At 45.6% G+C, this 12,944-nt stretch carries 10 protein-coding genes; 6 read left to right on the plus strand and 4 right to left on the minus strand.

The genetic code is table 11. From position 1 onward, the window contains the following. Positions 1-184 precede the first annotated feature (184 nt). From KIH87_RS12425 to KIH87_RS12435, 3 genes are all read left to right on the plus strand, one after another. Entirely contained in the window at positions 185-733 is a 549-nt protein-coding gene (locus KIH87_RS12425) for an Hpt domain-containing protein (protein ID WP_232358187.1), read from the plus strand. A gap of 49 nt (positions 734-782) precedes the next feature. Next, complete coding sequence (locus KIH87_RS12430; protein ID WP_232358188.1) at positions 783-1,484, plus strand: TIGR01621 family pseudouridine synthase; 702 nt, start codon at positions 783-785, stop codon at positions 1,482-1,484. Between the two features lie 98 nt (positions 1,485-1,582). Continuing rightward, complete coding sequence (locus KIH87_RS12435; RefSeq protein ID WP_232358189.1) at positions 1,583-2,515, plus strand: ketopantoate reductase family protein; 933 nt, start codon at positions 1,583-1,585, stop codon at positions 2,513-2,515. Here the strand turns inward: KIH87_RS12435 and thiI are convergent. From thiI to pomA, 3 genes are all read right to left on the minus strand, one after another. Next, positions 2,502-3,995: a tRNA uracil 4-sulfurtransferase ThiI gene (thiI, locus tag KIH87_RS12440; protein WP_232358190.1), complete on the minus strand. Its 1,494-nt coding sequence runs from the start codon at positions 3,993-3,995 to the stop codon at positions 2,502-2,504. The two genes, KIH87_RS12435 and thiI, sit on opposite strands and share 14 nt — an antisense overlap. A gap of 241 nt (positions 3,996-4,236) precedes the next feature. After that, positions 4,237-5,118 carry a flagellar motor protein MotB gene (locus tag KIH87_RS12445; protein WP_408635812.1) on the minus strand — a complete coding sequence of 294 codons (882 nt, stop codon included), beginning with the start codon at positions 5,116-5,118 and terminating at the stop codon, positions 4,237-4,239. 60 nt (positions 5,119-5,178) lie between these two features. Then, positions 5,179-5,946, minus strand: a complete 768-nt coding sequence (gene pomA / locus KIH87_RS12450) for a flagellar motor protein PomA (protein WP_232358192.1) — start codon at positions 5,944-5,946, stop codon at positions 5,179-5,181. A 340-nt stretch (positions 5,947-6,286) separates the two neighbouring features. On the opposite strand from pomA, the gene xseB reads away from it, so the two are divergent. From xseB to dxs, 3 genes are read left to right on the plus strand one after another with little or no spacing between them, the layout of a single operon-like run. Then, positions 6,287-6,574, plus strand: coding sequence for an exodeoxyribonuclease VII small subunit (xseB, locus tag KIH87_RS12455; protein WP_232358193.1), 288 nt, complete (start codon positions 6,287-6,289; stop codon positions 6,572-6,574). A 29-nt stretch (positions 6,575-6,603) separates the two neighbouring features. After that, positions 6,604-7,485, plus strand: coding sequence for a (2E,6E)-farnesyl diphosphate synthase (gene ispA / locus KIH87_RS12460; RefSeq protein WP_232361478.1), 882 nt, complete (start codon positions 6,604-6,606; stop codon positions 7,483-7,485). A gap of 21 nt (positions 7,486-7,506) precedes the next feature. Then, complete coding sequence (gene dxs, locus KIH87_RS12465) at positions 7,507-9,366, plus strand: 1-deoxy-D-xylulose-5-phosphate synthase (protein WP_232358194.1); 1,860 nt, start codon at positions 7,507-7,509, stop codon at positions 9,364-9,366. A 495-nt stretch (positions 9,367-9,861) separates the two neighbouring features. Here dxs and KIH87_RS12470 read toward each other — a convergent pair whose 3' ends face one another. Then, positions 9,862-10,035, minus strand: coding sequence for a hypothetical protein (locus KIH87_RS12470; protein ID WP_232358195.1), 174 nt, complete (start codon positions 10,033-10,035; stop codon positions 9,862-9,864). Positions 10,036-12,944: the final 2,909 nt, after the last annotated feature.

Consider the following 12,944-nt stretch of genomic DNA (forward strand, 5'->3'; position numbering starts at 1 on the left):
TCGACTGGCGGTTTTAACACGAGAACAAACACAATGAAAAGTAGCAAAATGTAAATGAATACAACGACTCACATTAACCTCTGGCTATTTTTACGCAAAGATGTGGATTATTGTCCATACTTAAAATGCTATGGTAAGCTGCAAGCGTTATTCATTTACCAGCATTCCGATAAGGGGCTTTATTTTGACAGATGACAATTCGCTCTTAAATCTGGAGTTTGGTCTCAGCCAGCTGAGTGGCAACAGAGACCTGTTATTCAAAATGTTCGACCGATTCGCTCAGGATTACAGCTCAATTTCTGATGAACTGTCAGGGCTGATCACTAACGGGAATTACACAGAAATAAGACACAAAGTCCACACAATTAAAGGCGTCTCGGGCAATTTGGGATTAAATGCGCTGTACAATGTCAGTAAGGTATTTGAAGACGCAGCCAAAGCCTCAGATCCCGATATCATCCGTTTTCTGGAACCCTTCAGTACAACCCTGAAAGATACCTTGCAAGCAATTGAAAACGCCAAAAATGGTGGTAACAGCGACTCTGGCAATAACAACGCAGGTAACGATGAAGGTATCGCTGAACTCAAACGCTTACTGGAACAAAATGAGTTTATCTCTGCCAACACGCTGAGCGAGTTATTAGCCAAAACCAGGTTAGATTCCGGGAAGAAAGATAAAATCAGTCAAGCTATTAACGATCTGGATTATCCAACCGCCCTCTCGTTATTGTAGACTTGCTCTGGATATCGCTTTTACCGTTAATCTTTAATTAAAATCAAATATGTCAATTCCCATTCCTGAAATTCAGGTGGTCTTTGATCACCCCGAATTTATCGTTATTAACAAACCCACTGGCATTAGCGTTCATCGTGAACCTCACCTTGATGAATCACAGCAGATGCCGAGCATTCTTGAGATTGTTCAACAACAGTTGAGCATACCTAACCTTTGGCTGGTTCATCGTCTGGACAAAGTCACTTCCGGTTTGCTCATATTAGCCAAAACTGAACAGGCGGCATCAGCCTTGTCACAGAAGTTTGCTCAGCGGGAAATACAAAAATACTATTTAGCCGTCAGTGACAAGAAACCCAAAAAGAAACAAGGCAGTATTATTGGTGACATGGAAAAAAGCAGAAATGGCCTGTGGAAGTTGTGTCATAGCAAACAATCCCCTGCCATCACTCGCTTTTTTAGCAAAGGATTGGGCGGTACTCGCCTGTTTATCCTGAAACTGGAAACAGGCAAAACCCATCAAATACGCGTCGCCCTAAAAAGTATAGGTAGCCCAATATTAGGCGATGTGGCTTATGCGGGTAGCCCATCAGACAGAACTTACCTGCACGCTTATATGCTGGCATTTAACTATCAGGATGAAGACATCTCTATCATTCAAGCCCCCACTCAAGGGGAACACTTTCTGACCCCGGAGTTTGAAACTCAGCTTTCAGATTATGCTCAACCACAAGAACTAAATTGGCCTTAGCCAGATGGGGCAAAGAATCATGAAAAGATCATTGGCAACACAGAGTAAGCGAGTATGATCACCCTATTCAGTCTCTCTCCCTGCTTGATATCATAACTATGCTTGGAATTCTCGGTAACGGTGCAATCGGCTCATTGCTAGCCAGCAAATGCCATGTGTTGGGGATAGAGCACCTGCTGCTTTGTCGCAACGCCTTGCCATCTCTAAGTTACGAATTAATAGTTCCAGATAGCGACAACCGGCAACGAGCGACTTACAAGCCAATAAGTATCACTGTAGAAGCGCTGAGCGAGAAACACACATTTCCCACGTTATCCATGCTTGCTGTAACAACCAAAGCCTATGACGTTGATGCAGCACTGGTTCAATGGCGACCTGTGATTTCACCAGAGACCATCCTGGTATTGATGAATAATGGTATGGGGCCTCATGAAACCGTTCCGAAGCTTTACCCTGAAAACCCTATCGCTGTGCTCACCGCTAGTTACGGCGCACTAAAACCAAGTAATGATCAGGTTAAAGAAACCGGACAGGGGCAAAGTGCAGGCGGTTGGATATCTCTTCCTTCAGAAAACATAGAAAAATACAGGCACGAACCCCCGGTACAAGCCCTGTTTAACAAGCTATTGCCTGTATGCCACTGGTATGAAGATGCTACCTTTCCTCTTTGGCAAAAATTAGCCATTAATGCCATTATCAATCCGCTTACAGCGGCTAATCAGGTAAAGAATGGGGAATTGCAGAAGCAAGAATACCAGGAACAAATTCATTTTCTGGTCAGTGAATTAATGCAAATCCTAAAACTGGAAAACCAGCCTTTTGAATATTCATCCTTGCTTACCAGCATTAATAACGTCATCACCGGCACGGCCGAAAATATATCGTCCATGTATCAAGACATTCGGCAACAGCGTAAAACGGAAATTGACTTTATTACTGGCTACCTGTTGCAAGTAGCCCGCAGACACGGGGTATCGCTACCCCATCATGAAAAACTGTACCAACAAATAAAAGGGATTAGCCTTCCTTAGATGGCTCATTTGCCACGCTCGGTTTAGCCGGCTGGTAAAGATGAGTGTTTTGGAATCCGCGCTCACGTAACAGCAAAGTGTGATACTTGCTCATCACGCCACGATCACAGTACAGATAATACTGCTTGCTCTGATCCAGCTCAGAGAAGACTCGCTCCAGCTTGTAAAAAGGTACATGTTTCACTTCAACAGTATCCAATTCCAATGGGCTAGCGTCCTCTTCTTCCGGAGAACGAATATCTAACACCACCGCATCTTGTGGCAGATCAGAAACCGCTTCAATGTCTTTTGCTTCCTGACCAAATACCTGGTTAATATTGCGAATATCCAACACATTGCTGGCACGAACCACTTGTTCGATCAGCTCCAGATTCAGCTTCTGCTCTTCTTCTATGGTCTTTTCCAGGCTGGCTTTAACATTAGGGCTGCGCGAAATAACACCACAATATTCAGGAATGGTTTCCGACAATTCTGCCGTACCTATTTCTCTGGCACGTTTGATAATGTCTGACTTATCCATACAGATAAGTGGACGCAACACCAACTTGTCTGTGACCTGATCGATAACATGCAAATTGGTTAGGGTTTGGCTGGCGACCTGCCCCACACATTCACCGGTTATCAGGGCTTTAATTTGCAGATTATCGGCGACGATAGAAGCCGCTCGCAGCATCATACGTTTAAGTACAACGCCCATATAGCCAGATTCACAGTTTTCTACAATGTCATTTACCACAGGAGCGAAATCCACCGAAATGAACTTCACACGGTGCGACATGCCGTATTTTTGCCACAGGTAATAACAAATCTGTCGAACGCCCAATTCGTGCTCTCGACCACCCAGATTGAAAAAGCAGTAGTGAGTTTTTGCACCGCGACGAATAAATTCAAAGCTGGCAACACTGGAGTCAAAGCCACCGGAAATCAAAGACAAGACATCTTCCTGAGTAGGCAGGGGCATGCCTCCCAACCCTTTGAACCTGTCTTCAATCAACAACAGCTTGTCTTTATCCACTTCCAACTGAATTTCGACATCTGGATTGTTCAAAGATACGCCGCCAGAGGGGAAGTTCTGATTTAAACCACCACCAACATAACGCGCCACATCAACCGACGTGAAATCATGTTTACCTCTGCGCTTAACTCTAACCACAAAACGTTTGTCTGCAATTCGAGGCCCCCAAACGGCGCTCACTTGCTGATAAATATCATCAAAATCCGTGTATTGGCTTTCTTTTACTTCAAGCACCTGTTCAATACCAGGAATATGCGCCAACGCCGAACGAACACGCTCAATATGATCGGGCTCTTGATTACGAGGACGTACTTCCAACTTGTCCCAGCTATTCTTAATAGCAGCATCCACATCACGATGTTTAAACACGACGCGAATATTAGATTCCAACAGGCGAGTAAAACGCTTTCTTACCGAAGCACTTTTAATCGTGATTTCAGGGTGTAGTTTAACGATAAATTTCATACAAATATGGGGAATGGAGCTCGACCAGGTCAAAAACCGAAACGCTCAACATACCCTCTTCCGATTTAGGGCTTAAAAACTGGGGCGGGATCATACCACCAATCCAATGATAGACCAGTGCTTGAGCAAAATTTAATAGTAATCCATTGAAGCTCCGCAACACCCAAAAACAACAAAGCCCCAATCAAGGGGCTTCATGGTTTTTTAGAATGCTGAACAAACTCGGTACAGGATAATACGCCTATTTATCATCCGGGATCACTGATATTGGATCAGAAAACTTGGGTTTACCCTGATTAATCGCAATCTCAACGCGCCGATTACGCAAGGCTGCATCGGGTTCTTCATGAGGAACAAGCGGCATGGTATCAGCCCGACCAACCACTTCCATACGCTGCTCGTTAAACTGTGGGACTGTACGCAGTACCTCAGCTACAGCAACAGCTCGCTGAGAAGATAAGTCCCAGTTAGAGGTGTACAACTCGTTGGAAATTTGCTGATTGTCACTATGACCAGAAATTTCGATATCGCCCGGCATATCAATCAATAATTGACCAATCTTACGAATAATAGGAACAAACTGAGGTTGCAAGAAAGCAGAACCTGCGGAAAACGCACCATTCTCACGAATTCGGATCGTAATTTGCTGACCCAAAGATTCCATTTCAATGGAGCCATCGAGAATTTGCTTTTCTAGTTGCTGAGCAACCTTCTTCATCTGTTCGGCAACCTGCTCTTCATTGGCAGCCTGAGCTTGTGAAGACGATGAATCCGTTGCTGTTTGGCTGGTTTGCCCGCCACGTTGTTGGCCTCGCTGCTTCTGACGCCCACCCGCACTGTCTTCATCCCCCGCCTGAAACTCCAACATCTGCTGAGTCATCTCAATCGTCTGCTGTTGAATATTTTCGATAGGAGTAGGATCTGGACGCCCGGGTCTGAACTCCATGGCAATAACACTGGTACCTTTGGGAATGTCTTTCACTTCAATTTTATTTTGCACACCAAAGGCGAACTTCATCGAGCCAGCAATCTGCTTAAACTTCAATACATCCATTTCAGAAAAAGCCAGCAACAGCACGAAGAAGCACATTAGCAACGACATTAAATCCGCAAAAGTCGCCATCCAGGCAGGCAACCCGGGAGGGGGGCATTTAGGACATTCTTGTGCTTCTTCAGACACGCCCTACTCCTCAGCCTCAGCACCCGTTTTGCGTTTATTGGCTTGCAGGTAATTCTTCAAAATACCTTCAATAACACGCGGGTTTTGCCCATCAGCGATACCGATAATACCATCCAGTACCAGTTGTTGATTCAATCGTTCTTCATCTGCACGATTGTTAAGTTTTACCGCAATAGGCAAACAAATAACGTTCGCAAAGAAAGCACCATATAGCGTTGTTAACAATGCCACCGCCATGGCAGGGCCTATAGCCTTTGGGTCATCCATGTTAGACAACATGGCAACCAAACCAATCAATGTACCAATCATACCCATTGCAGGTGCAATATCGCCCATGCCTTTAAAGATAGTGGCACCAAAAATATGACGCTCAGTCGTCATGGTAATGTCTTTCGATAAGGTAGAACGCACAACATCCAAATCGTGCCCATCCACCAGCATATCCACGCCTTTTTGCATGAAATCATTCTCAATTTCAGCTTCTTCCAATGCCAAAAAGCCCCCTTTACGAGCCGCATCAGCCATTTCAACGATTTTCTGGATCAAATCTTCCGGAGCTTCAATTTTAAACATGAAGGCTTTCCCGGCAATTTTACCGGCACTGAAGAATTGATTAAGCGTAAACTGGGAAAGTACAACGAAGATGGAACCACCAAATACGATCAATATAGATGGTATGTTGATAAACATTTCAACGTTACCACCAAGAATCATGGCCATGACCACGAACCCGATGGCACCAACCATACCTATCAAGGTTGCTAAATCCACACATTCCCCCTATTAAAAATCATACGTTCGAAGCGCTCTGTGAAATTTAAGCGAAATCAGCTTGTTAACATCAAGTCTAATGGAGTTTCACTATTTGTCACTGTCTAATTACGGCGATGCGACTCAAAAATAATACCTTATAAATTGCATCGGTATTTCCTTCTATTTTCGTTGTTATCGACAACCCAGTTATTTTCTATAGCGTTGAATAATGATCATCAGATGTCAATGAGTTAAAATAGCGGAAATATTACACCTCCTGCCCGTTGGCTACTTGATCCACTCATGTACCTCGGTTAATGTGCAGCATCATTTTTATGGAACCAAATAAATCTACCTTATGAGCAAGCCTAAAAAGCCAGACAGCCTGTCATTTGAAGAAGCCGTTGCCGAATTGGAAGACATCGTTGCCCGAATGGAACGTGGAGATCTTCCATTAGAAGAAGCGCTTGCTTCTTTCGAACGAGGCGTACAGCTTGCCAATCAAAGCCAGCAAAAACTACGACAAGCTGAACAGAAAGTGCAAATGCTGATTGAAAAGAGCGGTGAACAGCAACTTATCGATTTCGAGCCCCAACAGCAATCAGAGCAGCAAAATGAGCCCTATGATGGAGGCTTGGCTGAATAATGCCAAATGCCGTTAATGCTCAACATACCATGCCCTGGAAAGCATTCCAGGAGCAAGTCGCTGTTCGTATGGAAAGCTTGCTTACAGAACAAATTAACGCCCTTCCAGAACATCACTCCAACCTAAAAGCAGCCATGCAGCATAGTCTGTTAGCAGGTGGCAAACGAATGCGCCCATTTTTGGTTTACGCTGCTGGCGAAATACTTCACGTCGATAAAGCCAATCTGGATATGTGCGCCCTTGCCGTTGAATGCATTCACACCTATTCATTGATCCATGATGATTTGCCAGCAATGGACGACGATGATCTGCGACGAGGCAAGCCTACTTGCCATGTTGTTTATGGTGAAGCTAGCGCGATTCTCGCGGGTGATTCACTGCAAACACTGGCATTCGATATTCTGGCTAATTACCCTGCCCCAGCCACTCTTGAACGAGTAAAGCTGGTGAGCATTTTAAGTCGTGCCGCTGGCTACCAAGGCATGTGTGGCGGACAAGCTCTGGACTTGGCGGCAACGAACAAAACGGTTTCGTTATCCGCTTTACACCAAATCCACGAATTAAAAACCGGGGCACTCATTAAATCCTGCATAGAAATGGTATGCGCACTGGCGCATCTGAATGAACAGGAAACCGATTCTTTCAGCCAATATGCCCACGCTTTAGGCTTGGCATTTCAAGTACGCGATGACATTCTGGATGTCACATCCGACACTCAAACCCTTGGAAAACCTCAAGGTTCGGATCAAGACGCCAACAAAAGCACCTTCCCCAGCTTGATGGGTTTGGAACAAGCACAACAATATTTACAGGATCTACATCAACAAGCACTACACGCGCTAGATGCAATCCCGTACAATACCGAGCTCTTAAACGCCTTTAGCCATTATGTGGTGCAGCGCGAGCATTAATTTCCGGACATAATAATAAGCATGACCCTTGATTTAGCACACTATCCCTTGCTGAGCCTGGCAGAAACGCCAGAACAGCTACGCCGCATCCCTAAAGACAAGTTAAAAGCTCTTGCCAATGAGCTAAGGCAGTTTCTGTTGGCAAGTGTGAGCCAAAGTAGCGGGCATTTTGCTTCTGGCCTGGGAACCGTAGAACTCACGGTTGCATTACATTATGTGTACAACACGCCGTTTGACCGTTTAATTTGGGATGTGGGTCATCAAGCTTATCCCCATAAAATTCTGACTGGACGCCGAGACCGTATTACCACCATTCGCCAAAAAGGTGGTCTGCATCCTTTCCCCTGGCCACCTGAAAGCGAATACGACACCTTTGCGGTGGGTCACTCTTCGACGTCTATCAGCGCCGCGTTAGGCATGGCCGTTGCCGCAGAGAAAGAACGCAAAAGTCGAAAAGTCGTCGCAGTGATTGGTGATGGTGCCATGACAGCAGGTATGGCATTTGAAGCGTTAAATCATGGCGGCGATATGGACAAAGACATGCTGGTTGTATTGAACGACAACGAGATGTCAATTTCCGAAAACGTGGGAGCGCTGAACAGCCATTTGGCACGCTTGCTAACCGGCAGCTTTTTCAATTCCATTCGCGATGGCGGTAAAAAACTGCTTAGCAATGTTCCTCCTATCAAGGAATTTGCCAGCAAAGCCGAAGAGCACATTAAAGGCATGGTGGCTCCCGGTACTATTTTCGAAGAACTGGGCTTTAACTATGTTGGCCCCATTGATGGGCACGATGTTGACAGCCTGGTTGAAACTCTGGCCAACATGAGAGTGATGAGTGGCCCGAAACTGCTTCACGTCGTCACCAAAAAAGGTAAAGGCTACGAGCTGGCAGAAAAAGACCCTATCAAATTTCACGCAGTACCGAAGTTCAATCCAAAAGAACAAAAATTACCTAGTAGCAAAGGTAGTGCCCCCACATTTTCCAGCATTTTCGGCGACTGGATATGCGATATGGCACGAGAAGATCCCACTCTCATGGGCATCACACCCGCCATGCGCGAAGGCTCAGGGTTAGTGAAGTTTTCTCAGGAATTCCCTGAACGCTACTTCGACGTCGCTATTGCCGAACAGCACTCAGTCACCTTTGCAGCGGGTTTAGCCGTTGAAGGCTACAATCCTGTTGTTGCCATTTACTCAACTTTTTTACAACGCGCCTACGACCAGCTCATTCACGATGTCGCACTGCAAAACCTCCCGGTTTTGTTTGCCATTGACCGTGCCGGTATTGTTGGTGCAGATGGCCCAACTCATCAGGGCGCCTTTGATATCAGTTACATGCGTTGTATTCCCAATATGACCATCATGACACCGTCAGATGAACAGGAATGCCGTAATATGCTTTATACCGGGCATAAAATGAATTCGCCCGCCGCCGTGCGTTACCCTCGCGGTTCCGGTAATGGCGAACCAGTAGAAGAAGCCATGCAAGCGCTGGAAATTGGTAAGGCCAAGTTGATTAAACAAGGTAGCAAAATCGCTATTCTCAACTTTGGCACACTCATGCCATACGCAAAACAAGCCGCAGAAGATCTTGGCGCAACGCTGGTGGATATGCGCTTTGTGAAGCCTCTGGATACGGACATGATCGACCAGCTAGCATCTTCTCACGAACTGCTGTTAACCCTGGAAGATAATGCCATTGCCGGTGGCGCGGGTAGTGCCGTAGCAGAATACGTACTTAGCAAGCAATATGATGTGAAAATCACCCTTCTTGGCTTGCCGGATGAATTCATTATGCAAGGAACTCAGGAAGAAATGTACGCTGAATTAGGGCTCGATACCGCTGGCATCAAAGCCAGAATTAGCAGCCTTGTTTAATTACTCATAAACATTCCGAGGTAGTAGTTAAAAGCAACTACTACCTTCCTTCCACGCTACAAAAACGCGGAATCTGTTTAAACAACAGCGTCAAACCGAGCCAGAACTGTTTAAAAAACAGCGTCAACCTGAACACGTTTCAGGTTCTTTTCAATAACTCAATGATTTAAAAAACGGATGATTCACTGGATGCCACATCAAGTGTGGTATGGAGTTTGAAGAATGGTCTGTTCCCCCTCGGTTAACCCCGAGCATCGCAAGAATATTAAAAGCAATTCATCAGGGATGATGAATTAGGGCTGCTCGGTGCATGGATGCACCGTGAGACCGGCTTTTAATATTCGAGAAGCACAGGAATAGGGTAACCGTTGGGGCTGATTTCTTTTGGTTACTTTTCTTGTTCAGCTGACTATTTATTAATTTGGGAAAAGTAACTGGCGCGTCCGAAGGACGTGTCATACAAGAAACCCAAAGAAATAACAAAAGCATACTGACCTAAGAGCTCTGCAACGGAGCAGGACGAAATAAGTTTTGCTTGCCGTTTGTTTCACGGGCACTCTGCCCTGAACAGTCCATCGTCATAGCGGCCTCCGAGCCGCTATCCAGAGAATCAACAACAGTTGTGTCTGCTACAACCTTGCTAACTCCAACCATGTTTATTCGTCCCATCCATGGGACTCACCCCTTCGGGGCCATGCTAAAGCATGTTCAAAAACGCTCCAGGCGTTTTTGTCACGGGCACTCTGCCCTGAACAGTCCATCGTCATAGCGGCCTCCGAGCCGGAATCCAGAGAATCAACAACAGTTGTGTCTGTTACAACCTTGCTAACTCCAACCATGTTTATTCGCGCTTTCCTTGGATACAACTTTCATTGAAGCGACAACAAGTTTACGGTTGCTTAACCCATCCGTGGTGCTTGGTTCCAGCCGCGACTTCCTGTCGCGTCGTTCGTTCCTTTTATCGTGATTACCTATCACGATAAATCTGCTAACGCAGACCGGAGCCTCACCCCCATCGGGGCTAGCCTTCGGCTATTCACCAAGATTTGTTGGAACAAATCAGAACAGCGTTAGCTGTCTTGCGAAGCAAGTGGAGCACATGGATGTGCGACATAAATTGCTCCCGGCAATTTTGTCACGGGCACTCTGCCCTAAGAGCTCTGCAACAGAGTTTCTTCTAGCAGTGCTAGAATGGTATTTAGCGTTTCACGGGCACTCTGCCCTAATCATCGCTCTTATCAGCAACACACCAGATTCAACAGGTGCTTGTCTGGAAGTCATCACCACATTCAACCATGTTTATTCGCGCTTTCCCTGCGCTCACCCCTTCGGGGCTAGCCTTCGGCTATTCAAAATTGCTCCCGGCAATTTTGTCACGGGCACTCTGCCCTAAGAGCTCTGCAACGCCTCTCTTTATCATATTGGCCTTGTTTCTTATCTAGTTTCACGGGCACTCTGCCCTAAGAGCTCTGCAACCAACTAAACGAAATTCTACTCTTGCAAAAGAGAGAGGTTTCACGGGCACTCTGCCCTGAACAGTCCATCGTCATAGCGGCCTCCGAGCCGGAATCCAGAGAATCAACAACAGTTGTGTCTGTTACAACCTTGCTAACTCCAACCATGTTTATTCGTCCCATCCATGGGACTCACCCCTTCGGGGCCATGCTAAAGCATGTTCAAAAACGCTCCAGGCGTTTTTGTCACGGGCACTCTGCCCTGAACAGTCCATCGTCATAGCGGCCTCCGAGCCGGAATCCAGAGAATCAACAACAGTTGTGTCTGTTACAACCTTGCTAACTCCAACCATGTTTATTCGTCCCATCCACGGGACTCACCCCTTCGGGGCTAGCCTTCGGCTATTCACCAAGATTTGTTGGAACAAATCAGAACAGCTTTAGCTGGCTTGCGAAGCAAGTGGAGCACATGGATGTGCGACATAAAATGCTCCCGGCAATTTTGTCACGGGCACTCTGCCCTAAGAGCTCTGCAACGCCTCTCTTTATCATATTGGCCTTGTTTCTTATCTAGTTTCACGGGCACTCTGCCCTAAGAGCTCTGCAACCAACTAAACGAAATTCTACTCTTGCAAAAGAGAGAGGTTTCACGGGCACTCTGCCCTGAACAGTCCATCGTCATAGCGGCCTCCGAGCCGGAATCCAGAGAATCAACAACAGTTGTGTCTGTTACAACCTTGCTAACTCCAACCATGTTTATTCGTCCCATCCATGGGACTCACCCCTTCGGGGCCATGCTAAAGCATGTTCAAAAACGCTCCAGGCGTTTTTGTCACGGGCACTCTGCCCTGAACAGTCCATCGTCATAGCGGCCTCCGAGCCGGAATCCAGAGAATCAACAACAGTTGTGTCTGTTACAACCTTGCTAACTCCAACCATGTTTATTCGTCCCATCCACGGGACTCACCCCTTCGGGGCTAGCCTTCGGCTATTCACCAAGATTTGTTGGAACAAATCAGAACAGCTTTAGCTGGCTTGCGAAGCAAGTGGAGCACATGGAAGTGCGACATAAATTGCTCCCGGCAATTTTGTCACGGGCACTCTGCCCTAAGAGCTCTGCAACAGGGGTGGAATGTGTGATTAATGACGAGGTTAGAAGTTTCACGGGCACTTTGCCCTAAGAGCTCTGCAACGTTGATTCCAATTCCCCTATTATTGGTCTATTGAGTTTCACGGGCACTTTGCCCTAAGAGCTCTGCAACTAAAAGGGGGTCTATTTGCTTCCGAAGAGGAAGCTGTTTCACGGGCACTTTGCCCTAAGAGCTCTGCAACAGCGGGCTTCTGGAGGCCTTGATTTTAAAGGGCTACAGAAGGGCTTTACTACCATCATTTATTAAAGAACGTGTTTTCGGTTGTTGAACCCTTCCGTGGTGAGGGCTTCCAGCTCGGCATCCATGCCTCGCGTTCGAGCCTGAAATTGCTGCGCGCTCTCGCAATTTCCGGGCGGCTCTCACCCACCACTTTTTTATTGGTAAAAATAATGGCTTTCCATAACTGTTTTTGCAAGTTTCATTTGTTGCTTGTCTTCCCGTTATTAAAGGGGTGTCACCATGTGTTTTTTGAAAAAGCAAGAAATTAAATTCATAACCCATTGTTTTAATTGAGTTATTTTAAAAACTCGAAACAACCTGTTACTTATATCAATTTCATGGTGATTTTTTGACTACTATTCCGTTTTGAAATAGAAGTTCGACACCCAACAGTGACATTTATCAATCCCCAAAAGTGAATCACCATTAAGTTTCCCCCCTCTTGTTTGTCGAATTAAATGAAAACAATTAAATCCATTTGTGTCAACAAGTTAACAGCATTTTATCTATCACTTTTTAAGCATTACTCTTTATTTTGATTCCTTTTTATTCTTTCTTTAACTCTGCCATTTTTGATATATTTTTATCTGTTTTATGTAATTCAACAATGAGTTGGAAGGAGGTATTTTTCATGAACCTTTTATAGCTTTTGATGTGTTATTCGAAATAGCTGAATTTGAAGGTTTGATGTATTTATTACGAGTATGAGTAATTATTTCAGCTTAATTCTGTAATTGTTCAGATTTAAGCCATA

Origin of the sequence: Paraneptunicella aestuarii (assembly GCF_019900845.1) — a bacterium.
Lineage (GTDB): Bacteria > Pseudomonadota > Gammaproteobacteria > Enterobacterales > Alteromonadaceae > Paraneptunicella > Paraneptunicella aestuarii.